At 72.7% G+C, this 15402-nt stretch carries 11 protein-coding genes; all 11 read right to left on the bottom strand.

The window, feature by feature from the left end:
* Nucleotides 1-45: 45 nt before the first annotated feature.
* Nucleotides 46-1221, bottom strand: coding sequence for an NlpC/P60 family protein (locus SNE206_RS14835; RefSeq protein WP_407913802.1), 1176 nt, complete (start codon nt 1219-1221; stop codon nt 46-48).
* The gene (locus SNE206_RS14830) at nt 1218-3740 is read right to left on the bottom strand and encodes a hypothetical protein (protein WP_407913801.1); all 2523 of its coding nucleotides are present in this window, start codon (nt 3738-3740) and stop codon (nt 1218-1220) included. The genes SNE206_RS14835 and SNE206_RS14830 overlap by 4 nt, the downstream gene beginning before the upstream one ends.
* A complete protein-coding gene (locus SNE206_RS14825) occupies nt 3737-6304 on the bottom strand; it encodes an ATP-binding protein (protein WP_407913800.1) in 2568 nt (855 codons plus the stop codon). The genes SNE206_RS14830 and SNE206_RS14825 overlap by 4 nt, the downstream gene beginning before the upstream one ends.
* A 35-nt stretch (nt 6305-6339) precedes the next feature.
* Nucleotides 6340-7008 (bottom strand): hypothetical protein, encoded by a 669-nt coding sequence (locus SNE206_RS14820; protein ID WP_407913799.1) that lies wholly within the window; start codon nt 7006-7008, stop codon nt 6340-6342.
* On the bottom strand, nt 7005-7337 hold the full coding sequence (locus SNE206_RS14815; RefSeq protein ID WP_407913798.1) for a hypothetical protein: 333 nt from the start codon (nt 7335-7337) through the stop codon (nt 7005-7007). Before SNE206_RS14815 ends, SNE206_RS14820 begins: the two co-directional genes overlap by 4 nt.
* Before the next feature lie 14 nt (nt 7338-7351).
* Nucleotides 7352-8491 (bottom strand): conjugal transfer protein, encoded by a 1140-nt coding sequence (locus SNE206_RS14810; protein ID WP_407913797.1) that lies wholly within the window; start codon nt 8489-8491, stop codon nt 7352-7354.
* A complete protein-coding gene (locus tag SNE206_RS14805) occupies nt 8488-8763 on the bottom strand; it encodes a hypothetical protein (RefSeq protein WP_407913796.1) in 276 nt (91 codons plus the stop codon). The genes SNE206_RS14810 and SNE206_RS14805 overlap by 4 nt, the downstream gene beginning before the upstream one ends.
* A 70-nt stretch (nt 8764-8833) precedes the next feature.
* Nucleotides 8834-9733 (bottom strand): hypothetical protein, encoded by a 900-nt coding sequence (locus SNE206_RS14800; RefSeq protein ID WP_407913795.1) that lies wholly within the window; start codon nt 9731-9733, stop codon nt 8834-8836.
* Nucleotides 9734-10571: 838 nt separating this feature from the next.
* A complete protein-coding gene (locus SNE206_RS14795; protein ID WP_407913794.1) occupies nt 10572-12227 on the bottom strand; it encodes an IS1182 family transposase in 1656 nt (551 codons plus the stop codon).
* 157 nt (nt 12228-12384) lie between these two features.
* Complete coding sequence (locus SNE206_RS14790) at nt 12385-12756, bottom strand: hypothetical protein (RefSeq protein WP_407913793.1); 372 nt, start codon at nt 12754-12756, stop codon at nt 12385-12387.
* A gap of 503 nt (nt 12757-13259) precedes the next feature.
* Nucleotides 13260-15218 (bottom strand): hypothetical protein, encoded by a 1959-nt coding sequence (locus SNE206_RS14785; RefSeq protein ID WP_407913792.1) that lies wholly within the window; start codon nt 15216-15218, stop codon nt 13260-13262.
* Nucleotides 15219-15402 lie beyond the last annotated feature (184 nt).

Below are 15402 nucleotides of genomic sequence, written 5' to 3'. Positions count from 1 at the left end.
TTCTCGCTCCTCGGTCAACAGGGGGAGGCTGGGTGCGGGGCGGCGTCAGTAGCGGCCGCCGCCGGCGTAGCTCTTCATCCAGACCGGCTCCTGGCGGACGTTCGTCCCGGTGTGGGCGGCGTTGATCATCTGACCGCCGCCGACGTAGATGCCGACGTGGTGGATGCCCCGGCCGCTGCCCGGGTTGAGGCTGAAGAAGACGAGGTCGCCGGGTTGCAGACCGGCGAGTCCGGCCGACGGCGGGATCCTGGTCGGAGCGCCGTCGTACTGGGCCTGGGCGGTGCGCGCGATGGTGACGCCGGCCTGGCCGTAGGCGTACTGGGAAAGGCCGGAGCAGTCGAATCCCACGGTGTGGGATGCGAGGCAGACTCCGTTGAGGCGGCCGTTCTTCCCGTCGCAGAAGCCCAGGCTCGGGCCTCCCGTCCCGCCGCCGCCCCAGGAGTAGGGGATGTTGAGCGCCATCTCCCTGCGGGCGGCCGCGACGACGGCCTGACCGCGCGCGCTACCGCCTGTCGCCGGAAGAGCGCCGGTGCTCTGGCCTATCTGGTCGTAGGTGGTCTTCCATTTCAGGACCTCGTCCACGTAGGCCTGGCTGTGGTTGTAGCGCAGGATGGCCGACCTGAGCTGGTCCGGTCGGCTCAGGTCGGCGGCTTTGGTGCCGCACAGGTACGTCGCGGTGGTCAGGGCCGCGTCGAAGGCGTTCTGCGGGTTGCTCGTGCCGTCGCTGTTGCCGTCCTGCCCGTTGCTGATCCAGGTGGCGGGCATGAACTGCATCGGGCCTATGGCCCGGGCGTAGGTGCTGCCGCCGTCGAGCTGCCTTTCCTCGTCGGTCGTGTTGTACATCGGGGTGGTGTTGCCGCCGATGCCGGAGCCGTCGAGCAGCGGGCCCCAGATCGGCGGGGTGATGTCTCCGTTCGCGGCGATCGAGCTGCCGGAGGCCTGGGTGGACTCGACTTCCCCGATGGCCGCGAGCAGTGACCAGGTCATGCCGGTGCAGTTCGGCCGGACCTTCGGAAGGGTGGCGACCGCGTTGTTGTAGGCGTTCAGCATCACCGGCGGGATCCCGGCCACGCTGGCTACGGTGCCCGGCTGTCCGGCCTGGCCGGCCTGGGCCGACATGCTGCCGTTCAGGACCGCGGCGATCATCACCAGTAGCAGGACGAATCCGATGAACGGAGCGAGCAGGCCCCCGGCGAGGAGCGCCTTCTGGTTGCCCGTCACGGCCTGCCCCCGGTCGGCGGGCCGGCTGGCCGGGTGGCCCGGCGCCGCGGCGGGGGCACAGCCTCAGGTGGTGTGCCGGGAGGGGACGGGGCCGGGCCGGTGGCGGAAGCGGTGCCGGTGGGGGTGGGCCGGGTCGGTCCCGGTGTCGGCCGCCTGGCCGCTGGCGGCGGCGGGCCCGTGGTCGTGGGGGTGGAAGTGGGCTGGGTCGGTCGGGGTGCCGGGCGCCGGGGCGATGTCGGTGTCGAGGCCGCGCTGTCGGTGGTGTCCCACACGGAGTTCGCCACGAACGTCGCACCGCGGCGCACCGCGCGCCCCGCGGTCTTGGAGTTGCCCCACCACTCCTTGCCGAAGGTCGCGGTCTCGTTCCACTGCTTCTTGGCGGCGCCGGCGAGTCGCTCCTCGACGCGCGTCATCGCTGCGCTGGCCTTCTGGGTGGCGGCGCTCGCTCCGCGCTTGGTGGCTGCTGCGCTGCGCGGGATGCCGACCGGCCAGCCCGCAGGGGAGGCGAGGAAGCCGTACTTGGCGGCGAACTTCGTGGTGCCGGCAGCTGCCTTGCCGGCTGCGAGGGTGGCGCGGCCGCCGCGGGTGTTCGACATGCGTGCGGCGAGGCGCTTGGTGAGTGCTGTCTTCGCTGCCTGCTGGGTGGCGGCCTTGGCTGCCGCGCTCGTTCCGCCGGTGCCCACCGCGGCGGCCACGGTGGTGGCGGCGCGCGCGGCCCTGGCCAGGCGTCCGCGCTTCGCCGTGCGGCCGCGTCCGGCCTGCGGGCCGACCCACAGGTCCTTGGCGGTGCGGCCGACTCTGGCGAGCGGCTGGGTGACCTTGCGGGCCTCCGCGCGGCCCTCGCCCCAGATCTGCCGCAGGGACGGGGCGGTCTCGGCGTAGCGGCCGGGCGTTGCGAACGCGGAGCGCCGTGCGCCGCCGACCTTGGCGTTGGCGAGCCGGCGGTTGATGTTGACGGCAACCTGCCGGGCGGTCTCCTTGATCTTCTTGTGGCCGGCCAGACCTGCGACCGCGACCAGGTCGATGGACAGGAACTTCACGGCCAGGACGCTGCCGGTGTTGGACTTCAGCAGCGCGAGGATCATCAGGATGAAGATCGCCAGGAACAGGACGCTGAGGACGACGGCGAGGACCGCCTTGATGATGGCGCCGAACCAGCGCCACAGGGTGGCGCGGCCCCCGCCGGGCAGGATGCCGACCGTCAGGGCCCAGGGAGCACGGATGGCTTCGAAGGCGACCCAGCCCTGGGCGACCAGGAACCCGCCGGTGACGAGGGTGATCAGGATGACGCAGATGCTTGCCGCGACGGCCACGAACAGGGCGCTGAAGGCGCTGTCGGCCGAGGCCTTCTGCGCTCGGGGGCTGAAGTCCTTGGTCTTGCAGGTGTCCTTGAACCTGTTCGCCGCGTCGCTGATCTGGTTCTGGTAGCGCGTCTCCAGTGCCTGGCCGGAGGGCAGGTTGGCGGCGTTGTACTGGACGATGCTGTTGACCGCGTAGGCCTTGGCGCACTCTCCGGTGAAGATCTTCCCGTAGGTCATCAGCTCGGTGGGCATGACCACGAACGCGTTGACCAGGCCGGCCGTGATCGGAGAGACGACGGAGTCCGGGTCGGCGGAGGAGTTGTTCGGGTCCTGGGACAGGATGAGGTTCGACACCTGCAGGGACAGGTCCTTCGACTTGCCCACGACGCCATCGCTGCTGAGGAGCATGTCGGAGCCCTGGGCGACCGGAGCGCCGGCGGTGCCCAGCAGGACCTGAGCGGGGGAGAGCAGCACCGTCGTGGCGATCGCGGCGACGACCAGGGACACGCCCGCCTCGGCGAAGCCGCGGCTTCGCTGCCGGAACAGGATGTGCCAGCCCGCGAACAGGGCTGCGAAGGTCAGGAAGAGACCCGACAGCCCGAGGCGGTTGATGACCTGGTCGCGGATGGTTCCGGAGATGTCGGCCACCGGCGTCACCATGATCTTTGCCAGGCCGAAGCTCAGGGCCCATCCCACCAGCCAGCACACGAAGCCGATCAGCCACTTCGAGATCGTGAAGAACAGCGAAGTGAGGAATCCCCAGATCTTCAGGTCGAAGTCGTCCCAGGAACCGGTGTCGACGCTGACGTCGTAGATCTGCAGAGGGGTGCCGTACTCGTCCTTGACGTTGAACGGAGCCAGGATCCCGCTGCCGTCGGCCGGCGCCGCCGCCAGGTTCTTCTCGGGGCCCGGGTCGTCGGCCGCCCCTGTGGCCCCGGGTGAAGGCGCCGGATTGATGGGAGGGACGGCACTGGGGTCCGCGGCGGTCGCAGTGGGCTCAGGACCGGGTGTGGGCGTGGCGGTCGGCCCGGAGCCGGGCGCAGACGGGCCCGGACCCGGCGTCGGACTGGGCGCCGGGGTGTCGGCCCAAGCGACCGAGGTGACCAGGGCGGCGAGGAGAGCGAGGAGGGCGGCGACCATCAGGACCCGCCGCACGCTGCCTCCGCTGCGCCCGGCGGTGCGTGGCGCGGCGATGCGGCCGGCTGTGGGCCTGTTCATGAGCGGATTCCTGCGGTGGTCTCACCGGGGGTGGTGTGGATCGCGTCGGCGGCCTGCTCGTCGGCCGGGATGAGGACCTTCATGCCGCCGATGCGGCGCTTGAGGTCCCGGTAGAGGCACTCGCCGGCGCGGATCGCCCGCTCGTGGTCGGAGACGTTCACCGGGGACAGGTTCTCGGTGACGATCTTCAGCATGGTGGCGTCGGTGCCGTCCAGGCCGAGGAACTCCAGCGCCCGGACGGCGAGCTGGCGCGACCGCTGGCGGAAGACGAGGACATGGGTGATCAGGCCGCGGATCTTCTCGCCCTGCTCGTTGTCGGGGCCGATGTCGTAGGGGTCGTGCGAGGCGGCGAACAGGCCGGCGTTGTGCTTGCGGCCGTCGCGGACGATCTCCAGCATCAGGTCCAGGCCCTCGGGGCTGGAGGAGAGCCACCAGCACTCGTCGAAGAAGACGCCGGTGAACTCCTCCTCGGACAGGAACGCGATCTCCCGGCACAGCGCGGCGACCAGGTACATCAGCCGCCAGCCGAACTTCTTCTCGACCTCCAGCCGGCTCAGGCGGTGCTCGTCGAGCTCCTCCTTGCTGGGCAGCTTGAGGCTGGAGACCGCGAAGACGATCGAGTCGGCGTCGGAGACCCGGACCACGGGCAGATCCGGATCGAAGACGACCCTCCCGAGGTCCTTCTTCGCCAGGGAGCGCAGCTTGCGGACCAGCTCGCTGGCGGCGGCGCGCACGGCGTCGTCGTTGGGCTCGTCGGGGTCCACGATGCGGGCGCGCTCGACGAGAGTGTCGATCAGGCCCTGCATGCTGCGGTTGCTGCCGGTGTTGGTCGCCTCGATGGCCTCGGCGAGGGTGACGCCTTCGACCGACATGGAGGCGATGTCGAGCAGCGGAGTCAGGAAACTCTCGGCGTACCGGGCGGCGCGGGGGCCGGTGAAGACGCGCAGGGGGTCCAGGGACAGGCCGGCGGTCTCGTCGACGTCGATGACCTGGGTGGTGCCGGGGCAGGCCTCGACGAAGCGGACCCACTCGCGTTGCGGGGTGCGGTCGATGACCAGGCCGCGGCCGCGGCTGGTGGCGTGGGCGAGGCGGTGACCGGTCGACAGGATCGAGTACAGGGCGGACTTCAGGCCCACCGACTTGCCCGAGCCGAGCTCGCCGATGAACGCGGTGTTCGCGGCGACGTTGACCCGGGGGCCGTGGCTGAAGTCGATCAGGACGGGCCACACGCCGCCGCCGGACAGCTGCAGGGCGAACAGCGAGCCGGCATCGTCGCCCAGGCCCTGCCCGGAGAACGGCATGCCCATCGCGAAGTCGCGGGCGAGCAGGATCTGCGCGTAGTCGTTCATCACGCGGGGCGCGCGGGCGCCCGGCAGCATCGCGTGGAACAGGTTCACCTGGTCGCCGGCCGGCCGCTCCAGGGTGTAGTCGGAGCCGCCGAAGTGATTGCGCAGGGCTGCCATCTGCTCGTTCAGGTCGGCGGGGGAGTCACCCCACACGCACATCGCCACCGACGCCCGGATCTCCACCTCCGTCGAGGAGGACGTGAGACGGGAGCGGTACTCGTCCAGGGACGCGGTGTCCTTGTCCAGGTGTGCAGGCACGCCGGCGACGTCGCCGTCGTACTCGGTGTACTGGTGGGCCAGTTCGTTGGCGCGGCGCCGGGAGCGCGGCTCCGCCCTGGAACCGGACTCGATGTTCAGCCGCACGCACCAGTCGACGGGGAAGGAGAACTCGTCCAGCGCGGACAGGTACTCGCTGCCGGGGAAGACGAAGGAGTCTGGCATCTCCGACATCACGCAGAAGGCCTGGTAGCTGCTGCCGTACTCGGTCTCGGCCCGCAGGTACTTGTGCTTGAGCGGGTTCGTGGGCGCCTTCGAGGACAGCTGCCCGCGGCCGCCCTCGTCCAGGAGCACCTGGGTGTGCGCGGCCACCGTCCGGCCGCGGCCGCGGATGCCGCGCGGTGCGCCGTCCTCCGGCAGCAGCGGCTCCTCCAGCCCGCGCCGGGCGCTGTGGGCGTAGACCCACAGGATCTCGGCCTCGCTGGCCGGACGCAGCCGAACCCCCGAGGGCCAGGTCGCCGCCAGCCGCCGGGCCTGGGTCATGCGGTGGGCGACCTCGCCCGCCGGGACGGCCGGCGCAAGCAGCCCCAGCGAGCCCATCATCTCCGAGGCGGCCGAGGCGGTGACGGCGCGCAGGCTCTCCTTGAAGTCGGCATGGGACAACGGCAGGGCGAGGAAGTCGACCCGGCCGGTCAGCTTGAGCTCCTCCAGCTGGCGGAGCACCTTCCAGGACAGCTCGACCAGCTCGGGGGACTTGTCCAGGTCCACGCCCGAGGTCATCCGCTCCACCACGGACGCGGCGTCGACCTGCGGGCACAGGCTGAGCAGCATGACCTCGCCACGCAACGCCTTGAAGAGTGCCTCCAGCTGGTCGAGCCGTTCGCGCTTGGTCTGGCGGGAGGCGTGGGCGTAGTTGTCGGACTCGACGCGCCACACGCCCCACACCGTCGCGCTCGTGGTCCAGATGAGATTGCCGCTGATGTGGCGGATGGGCAGGCGCATGTCGTCCCCCGAGGATCGATCCGAGTGATGGAAGGTCAGTCCTCGCCCAGTTCGGCGAGGAGGCTCTGCAGCGCGGTGCGCGCCGCAGGGGTGCGGGCGCCGGAGCGCGGAACGGTGACGCTCGTGGGGAGCGGCGCAGTCGCCGGGACCGCAGGTCCGGGCGCCGTGGGGGCAGGCCGGCGGCCGGCCGGGGAGGTCCGGCGTGGCCGGGCGCTCTGAAGAGCGCGGGGTGCGGGCGCGGACTGCGCGGCGGGGCGCACCGCCGGCCGACAGGCCAGCGGCGGCTCGGGAGCCGCCGCCGGAACCTGCAGGCCGACCGTGATCCGGACGCCCAGCAGCTGCGGGCGCCGGCGCCGCACCGGGCGGCCGGCCAGCCGCCCGGCCCGCGGGGTCGAGGCGTAGGTGAAGACCCCCAGCAGCGCCCGCGCCGGATCCCGGCCGTCCATGCGCGCGTACCGCAGCGCGAACGCCAGGCTCCACGGAACGGCGATCATGATCAGGACGTTGCCGGGACCGAAGTGCGCCCAGACGGCTTTCGTGATGATCAGCACCACGAAGACCAGGACCATCGTCACGATCTGTGTGATCGTGTACGGTCCGCCCGGCAGCCGGCCCGCGCCGGGCAGCTTCCCGATCACGAGCGGGCTGCGCCGCGCCCGGGTGTAGGAGCGGCCGATCAGGACGTCGTCGCCGATGCTGCTCACGCCGCGGCCCGCCCGTGGTGCTCAGGACCGGGCATCACTGGCGCCACTGCCGCGGGGGCGCGGGAGGCGTTGACCTCGGTGCCGACCTTGTTCTGGATGGTGGTCATGTTGTTGACGGCCCAGATGACCAGGCCGGCCAGCACGAGGGCGACCAGGGTGGCGACGAAGGAACGGGTCTTCCACCAGGCCATGAGCACGGCGATGATCGCCATCAGGACGGCGGCGGCCAGCGCGAGCGTGTTCAGCTGGGTGACCTTGGTGTTGGCCCAGGTGATGATGTCGCCGGCCAGGTAGACCTGGCCGGTCGCCGGGTGCGTGGGTGCGGGCATAGTGCAGAACTCCTCTACGGGGTTGCGGTGGAGGCCGTGGCCGCGGGCACGGCGACGGGGGGCTGGGTGGTGCCGGCAGCCGGGCTCGGCATCGAGCCGGCGCTGCCGGGGGCCAGGTGCGGGGCCAGATCGAGGGCGTGGACCTCCCAGCGGCCGGCGCGGGCGCGCAGGGTGAGTGCGTAGTTCAGCGAGAAGGTCCCGGCGTCGGAGGTGGCGTTGACCTGGGCCAGAACGCGGCGCAGCGTGCCGTCGGCGGGCACCGTGGTGCTGCCGCCGGCACCGGCCGGGTTGTCGTCGCTGATCCCGGCGATGGTGATGGAGGAGTACGGCGCCGGGCTGACCGGGTTCATGACCACGCCCGGCGTGGTGTACGGGCCGAGCTGCCCGGTGCCGGTCAGGTAGGCGGACAGGAAGCCGCTGACGGTGGCCTGCGCCGGGTCGGTGCTGCTGAGAGTGGACGCCCCGTAGACCAGGACGCCAGGCCGCAGGGAGCTAGGGGCGGAGATCTCCGCGGGCAGCGAGGTTGCGGTGTAGCCGACCGGGCCGGTGCCTTGCTGCGCACCGCCGGCCGCCTCCGGGCCGGTCGCCTCGATGCCGACCTGGAAGTAGTGCAGTCCGGTGTCGGTCGCGGATCCGCCCTGCGGGTGGGCGACGACGTCGGCGGCGACCGTCACCGACCAGTAGCCGGGCGAGACCTGGGTGCTCGCCATGACCACCGTGGTGGCGGCGGTGCGGGCCGCGGGCGGGTTGTTCAGCGAGAGGGTGCCGGAGTAGTAGGGCGCCACGTTGTTCTCGGTGCCGTTGCCCGCGGCGAGGTAGGCCTGGACGTACAGCTGCGCGAAACCGGCCGGCCCGGTGCCCGACGCCGCCATGCTTGAGGTACTGGGGGTGGGCCGTGCGGCGGCGCCGGGGGCGGAGCCGCCGAGCAGCGCGGCCCCGCCGAGCAACGGGCCGGCGAGCAGCGCCGCCCACACGCCGATCCGGGCCAGGCGGGCCGCGCCGGCCATCGTGGCTGCGCTGGTCTGCCACCCGATCGGCTCGTCGTCCGGCTGCGCCCCGTCCGCGTCCTCGTCGACCTGGTCGGGGAGCTCGAGCTCCCGCAGGGCGGCGCGCTTGATGTCCTTGCGGCGCGCGCGGCTGCGGCCGCGCTTCACTTCCGACCTCGGGCGGCTGCGCCGAGGACCGCGCCGCGGGCCTTGGCGGTGAGCTCCTGGTCGGAGAGCGCGTTGAGGCGTTCCCACGCGGCTCGGGCTTCTGCGGCCCCGCTGGTGAGGAAGTCCAGGAGCTCGGCGTGTGCGCGCTCGTCGAAAGGGCTGGTGACCATCGCGGTGGCAAGCCGGCGAACCAGACGCTTGGCCTCGACGACGGTACGCGCGTCCGTGTCGACGGCCTCGGCCTGCGCCTGTTCGGTCTGATGGGGGATCACGTGGTGCCTTTCGGTGGACGGGTTCGCGGAGCGGGTCTGGGCAGGCGAAGGACGATGGGTGCGGCGGGCGTTATGCGGCCAGCTGCCAGTAGGCGTTGTGGTCCGCGGCGCGCAGCCGGCTCACGGCGCGGGAGCGGGCCTTACGGACGCGGTCGCCGTCGGAGCCCATGGAGCGCGGGGTCCGGCCGGCGCGGCTGTCGGTGTCGACGTAGTAGCCGGCGAGCATCTGCGCCTCGTCGGGCCGCAGGACGCCGGTGCGCACGGCCCAGACGACCAGGTGCAGCAGTTCGGCCCGCGCGGTGCCGCTGTGGATGTGCTCGTGGTCGTCCTCGCCAAGCAGCTGTAGCTCGGTGGCGTCCATGAGCAGGCTGAGGCGCTCGAAGCGCTCCTCGGGCTCCAGCTCGTGGCCGGCCGGTCGGCGGTCGACGATCTCGGCGACCTCGTCCGGGGGAAGGGGCGCGTCGTCGAGGAGATGGCCGAGGGCCTGGCGGGTCAGGGTGAGGGTGCGCAGGGCGAGGCCGGCGTAGATGTTCCTCGGGCACCGCTCCAGCGGGTAGATGCGCACGACCTCGAAGAGGGCGCCGACGACGACGGAGAACGCCTCCTCGAAGTCGATTCCCGGCCGCGTCTGGCTGCGGGCCATCCGCGCCGCCTTCGGCAGCAGAGCACGGACGGTGACGAGCCAGGCGACCTCGCCGTCGTAGCCGCCGCAGGGCACGCGCTCGAGCAGCGCGGTGAGGAGCACGTCGTGGCCCGCCCAGTTGCCGACCCGATAGAGCTCGTTCAGCAGCGCCAGGACGTCGCCGGTGCCGGTGCAGTCGGAGAAGAGCTCGTCCTCGGCGGCCCAGCCGCCGACGACCGCCTCGGCCCGGGGGTCCTCGCACATCTGCAGCCAAGCGCGGTGCATCCGCATGTCGGTGGAGTCGTAGGGGCCGGACTCAGTGCCGGCGGAGGTCGGGTGGTGCGCCACGTCCGGGTCCGTCCCTTCGCGTCGATCGGGGTAATGACGCCAAGGTGCCGAGACCCCCCTTGCCAGCCGTCTGGACAGCCGCGCGGGCGGGGCCTTGTCCAGGGGATTCGCGCGCGAGATCCACTCGCCCGGCCGCGCCCGCGCGCCGCGCGGTCACGTCCTTGTCCATCGCCGCGCGCCACGCGACGAGGTATCGACAGCGCGCGGCGCGCGGACATGGACAGCCGCAGCGGCGCGCGCCGCGCTCCATGCGAAAGGCAAGAGGCGTCCGCGCGGACCCCGCGCGCGAAAGCCCTGCGGTGCCGCGCCGCGCTGAGCGCGGGCAGCTGTGCGGAGCAGCGCCCGGCGTCCAGCAGGTGCCCCTGCGCCGGGCTCAGGGCCTGGGGCTGGACTACGGGAGCAGAGCGGCGGATTGCGGGATCGCCGCCCGAACCGGTGTCACCGGGCGCTGGACTTCGACGAGGCAGCGGTCTGGAGAACCCGATCCGCGGGCGGCGCCGCCGCTACGCCTGTCCATCGGGAAGACCGCAGCGTTTCCCCTGGACAAACGCGTTTGACGCTGTTGGCCAATCCACCGGCGCGACCGCACGCGCTGGTTTCTGTCCAGGGGAAACGCGGCTCTGTCCAGGGAGTTTGCGTGGGTGCCGGCGGAGGCCGGGGATGTTGTCCATCAGCCCTGTGCCGGACGGCCACGCCGGGCCGGTTCCGCGCAGGACCGAGTGCCGCGCGGCGCGCGGTGTCCATCGCGCGCGGGACGGTCTGCTGGGCCTGTCCATAGGCGCGCGCGATGGGCGCGGGGGGTCCTGCCGCGCGTGTCCATAGGCGCGCGGCGCGCGCGTCAGGCGGCGAGCTCGAGCCGCCGCAGGTGCGAGGCGCGCGTCTTCGCGCGCGGGATCTCGGTCAGCCAGGCGTCGACGCGCGCGAGGTTGATCGCGGCGGCGGTCAGCTGGTGCTGCAGGTGCGTCTTGGCGAGACCGTGGTAGCGCGCGCGGCGCATGTCCCGCCCGTGGACCGCCTGGGCGATGGTCCCCTCGACACCGGCGCGCGCGTGGTAGCGCTGACGCCATTCGTCGGTCTGCTGGTCGGCTCGGGCCTTGCGCAGGGCCTCGAACTCGCCGCGGTGGTGGAAGGTCATGCGCCGTCCGATCCGCCCGGTGCCGCGGGTGCACTGCGAGCGGGACGGGCAGGGTTCGCAGTCGGTGATGGAGAACCAGACCCGAACCGTCGGGACGCCGGTGGGCGTCGGAGACGACTCGTTCCAGCTCCGGCTGGTCTTCCCCACCGGGCAGGCGACCTGCTTGTTGTCCCAGTCGATGGCGAAGTCCTCCTGGGCGAAGCCGCCACCGTCCTTGCCCTGCCAGGCCGCGGTCTTCTGCACCGGCCCGACCAGGTCGACCTCATGGTCGCGCTTGGCGGCAAACAGGTTCTGGGCCCCGGTGTAGCCGGAGTCGACGAAGTGCTCGCCGGGCAGGCATTCCTTGGCGGCCAGGTCCTGGTGGACCTTCGCGGTGGCGTGGACGTCGGGGACGGTGGCGTCCGTGGTCAGCACGTGGGTGATCAGGTTGGGCCGGTCCGGATCGCAGGTCTCGGTCAGGTGCACCTTCCAGCCCTGCCACTCCGTCTCCCGCTTGGACGCGCTGCGGGCCTCGACGTCGTACGGGGTGGCCAGCCGCTTCGCGCCCGGGGGCAGGTTGCCCGGCGCGCGCCAGCGCACCTCGCCCTCTTCGACCTGGAACTCCTGGACCCAGACCCGGCGCAGCACCTCGACAGCGGGTATCAGCCGCAGCCACGGCTCGGCGTCGGCGGCGAACACGGCTTCCAGCAGGCGCATGCCGTCCTGGCCGGTCTGGTGCCCGACGGTGATGCGGTCCTTGGTCGCCTTGGGCAGCCAGTAGTCCTCGATACGGCGCCGGTAGCGCTCGAATAGCTCCTCGTCCGCGTGCTGCGCGAGCCAGTCCGGCGCGGCCGCGGCCAGGGCGTTCAGGGCCGCGCGCAGGGTCTCGCCGACCATCTCCAGCCGCTTCAGGTCCCGCGCGGCCGACAGGATGTGCGTGGAGTCGGTGCGCTGGCGGCCGCGTGCACGCAGCAGGCCGGCCTTGGCCGCGGCCTCGAGCACGGTGTCCAGGATCTGGGTCTCGGCGCCGCCGGCGATCAGCCGGTCGCGAAACTCGCTGAGGACCGAGTGGTCGAAGCCAGGATCGGTCAGCTCCAGACCCAGCCCGAACTTCCAGTCGATCCGCGCGCGCACCGCCTGGGCGGCCTCGCGGTCCGACAGTCCCTCAGCGAACTGGAAGACGCAGGCCAGCGCCAGCACAGCAGGCGACAGGGCCGGCCGCCCCCGACGGGGGAACAGCGCCACGAAGCTCTCGTCGGTGAAGAGCGGCCCCAGCGCTTCCCGGATCCGGATCGGCATGCTGCCCTTCGGGAACGCCGCGCGCGCCACCCGCGCGGTCTCCTCCGGAACCCCCTGCGACGCGCGCGTCCGCAGCGACATCGACACCCTCCCCAGGCATCACCACCCCGCTCCGAGAAACCCTCGAAGATCCAGAACCACGATCCTGCCACGAACCGCGGGGACGAGGACCGGCAGCCGTTCGCTTCACCGTCACTGTGACGCCGAACTGAACGTCACCTGTCAGCCCATCAGATGTTCACCCAGCTACATCAGCGAGAGATCCGAAGACCCTGGCCACGTAGGAGTCGAGCTGGTCGCCGAAGGCCGCTGCCGAGCCGATGGCGGACGTGGGCAGGGTGCCTGAATCGTCGATCCCGGCGAAGTAGTCCACATCGGCCCAGCCGCCTCGGAACAGCACCACGGACAGCTCGCCGCCCAGGCCGGTCAGTACGACTCCGAAGGAGTCGGGATCCACGACTGCGGCCCGGTCCAGCTCCAGCTGCTGTGGCCACTCCTGTGCCTCATCTCGCCACGTAACCGGTTCCACTGTGAGCCCGGCATCCTCCCAACGCCCCCTCCGCCGTTCGACCTCAAGGACAGCCATATCAAGATCGATAACTCGTTCCATGTACTGATGATGCCGGAAGAGCCGACCCCCGCCGTGGGCTGGCCGACGGAACAGCAGATCCAGGTGACCGGCCATCGACCCGACTGATCGAGGCCGGACGCAAACGGCGACAAGCTCACGCCCGCGCGATCCTCCCCGATAGATTCGCCAACAGCGTCAAACGCGTTTGTCCAGGGGAAACGCGACCAGGCGACAGGGCTGTCCATAGGTGCAGGCCCGGCCGCAAGGCCTGTCCACACCCGGCCGCGGCCGGTTCGTTCGGTCGACGCTCGCCCTGCACCCGGGCCCGGACCAAGGGCCGCGCACACCCCGGTCGGGCGTGCCTGCGTCCCTCGAGCTCGTCAATCCCGCGCCGCCTCCGTCCGGGCAAACCATGCGGCTGCGCGGGCTGTCCATCCCTCCCTGCGCGGCCCCGCGTGGCGCGGCCTTCCCGGTTTGAAGGCGCGGCGCCGAAGGCTCAGCCGGCGACGGCGGCCACGCGCGCGGCGCGCGCGGCGCGGGCCTCACGGTGCTCGCGCGGCGCGGGCCTCACGGTGCTCGCGCGCGCGGTCGCAGGATGAACACAGCCCCGAGTCCGGACGGCGCGCGGTACTGCGGCGCGCGCACCGCGCGTCGGCACAGTGCCAGCCTCTCGGGCCCTCCGCGCGCGACGCGTCCCGACCCGTGTGGCCCCGATCGCCATAGTCGGCGGCCCACTCCGCGGCGATGTTCTGCGCGGCCAGGCGAGCGGCGAGCTCCTGCAGCAGCGGGTCAGCGCCCCGGCGCTCAGCCTCGGCGGCCGCCGCCCGGGCAGCATCCAGGACGGCTCGGCGGGCTACCGCGCCAGCACCCGGCTGGTGAACCGGGACAGCTTCGGCTGCCTCAGCCGCCAGGTCGCCCGCCCGCTCCAGCACCTGGCGATGCTCGCACCGGCCGCACTGCCCGCCGTCATCGAACCCATGCCCCAGGCGTCCGCAGACCGGGCAGATCCGTGCCCCACGGTCCGGGACGGACGCCGCGTGCGCGCACTGGTCGCACACGGCGCTGCGCGCCGACGGGGCCCCCGTGGTCATGCGGATCCCGCAACGGCCACACAGCGTGACCGACGGGAGCTGCGACAGCAGCCAGGCCAGGGGATCGCGGATCACTCCGCGGTCCTCCAGCGGCCCGCTCATGCTCATCGGGCCGACCCGCGCGGCAAGCTGCGCCGCGAGAGAGTCCGGCACAACGGTGCGCAGCACGACCTCGGCGGCCCGCACCGCGACCGCGCGCTGGCCCGGCGTCATCGCGTCCAGCACGAACGCCACCGGTGCCAGCGCCGCGCGTACCCGGCTCCGCGCGGACTCCTGCCGCCAGGCACCCGGCCGCGCGTTGGCGGCGCGCTGCTCCTCCTCGGTGTCGGCTGAGCTGGAAGGGGTTTGTCCCTCCGCGCGAAGCGCGCCTGCCCTGGCCTCGCTCCGGGGAGCCAGGCGCGCGACTTCGGAGCCCGCCCTCGCGCGCTCGCGCGCACCACCGGCAACGGCGGCCTGCCCCAACGCGGCTTCGCCGGAGACCACCCCTGAACCTTCACCCTCTACTCCTGCAGTAACCACCGGGGCGTGCCAGGTGTGCAGGTCTGCCGCACCGTCCGGGTCTGCCATTTCCAGGACGCGAACTTCGGGGGCCGCCATGACCTGGGACTCCTCCGCGGCAGCGGGAGCCTGGTCCCTGACTGCCGCAAGCGCGGGGTCTGCAATCGCGGGCCGGCGCGCTCCCGAACCACCACTCGCGCGGTGCGCCGCAGCCACCGCCGGGATCCGGATCTCCCCGCGCGCGGCCAGCCCGGACGCGGTGAGCTTGCGGACCAGCTCCAGCACCCCCGCGCGCTGAAGACGCGCCAGGACGCGCGCGCCCGCGTGGACACCTCCGCCGATCAGGCGCGCGACCGTTGCCGCGGGACGGCCGACACGCGTGTCCACTGCCCCGCCGCACAGCCGGACCCGGCCGTCCGCGCGCGACTCCAACACGAGCAGAAGAAGCGCGAGCCGGTCGGTCGCAGCGCCGCGGCCGGTCCGCGAGGCGAGCAGCCCCGGTGCGGTCCGCGTACCGTCCTGGTGCTCCCAGCCCGGGCCGAACAGCCTCTCCACCAGGCGCAGCAGCGTGGCCAGCTCCGCGCGGGTCAGGGCCAGGGCGTCCGTACCTGCGGCGGTGGCCGCGCGCAGACCCGGCACCGTGCAGTCCAGCCCGGTCACCGCGCCGGAAGCCGCGCGCCGCTCCACGGTGTTCAGCGCGCTCACACGCCGCAGCTCGGCCAGCGCTTTGTCGACGGTGGAGTTCCCCACCCCCATCCACCGCGCCAGTTCGGGCACGCGGACCCGCGCGGCACAGCCAGCGCGGTGATGGGCCTTGGCGGCGACGACGATCCGCAGCAGCTGCGCCGCGTCCGAGAGTCCGGCGCCGGCTTCGACCAGGGCCTGCACGGCCGCCGACAGCCGGCGGCGCATGGCGCGCCCCAGCTGCAGTGGCTCGGCCGGGGTGTCCCCCTGCGGGACACCGCCGGGCAGAGCGACGAGTCCGGTCCGCCTCAGGGCGTGCGAAGTCGCAGAGCGGGGGGGGGGGCCCCGCCCCCCCCCCCCCCCCCCCCCCACCCCCCCCGCCCCGCCCCCCCCGGGGGGGGTGTAGGCGGGG

The organism is Kitasatospora sp. NE20-6 (genome assembly GCF_045862635.1).
Note: the sequence above shows the minus strand (reverse complement) of the source record. Positions and strands in the feature narration are given on the sequence as shown.

Excerpts from the sequence above, each read along its gene's own strand:
- SNE206_RS14830 (WP_407913801.1), bottom strand. The coding sequence starts at position 3,740 with ATGAACAGGCCCACAGCCGGCCGCATCGCCGCGCCACGCACCGCCGGG.
- SNE206_RS14825 (WP_407913800.1), bottom strand. The coding sequence starts at position 6,304 with ATGCGCCTGCCCATCCGCCACATCAGCGGCAATCTCATCTGGACCACG.
- SNE206_RS14815 (WP_407913798.1), bottom strand. The coding sequence starts at position 7,337 with ATGCCCGCACCCACGCACCCGGCGACCGGCCAGGTCTACCTGGCCGGC.
- SNE206_RS14795 (WP_407913794.1), bottom strand. The coding sequence starts at position 12,227 with ATGTCGCTGCGGACGCGCGCGTCGCAGGGGGTTCCGGAGGAGACCGCG.
- SNE206_RS14790 (WP_407913793.1), bottom strand. The coding sequence starts at position 12,756 with ATGGAACGAGTTATCGATCTTGATATGGCTGTCCTTGAGGTCGAACGG.
- SNE206_RS14785 (WP_407913792.1), bottom strand. The coding sequence starts at position 15,218 with ATGCGCCGCCGGCTGTCGGCGGCCGTGCAGGCCCTGGTCGAAGCCGGC.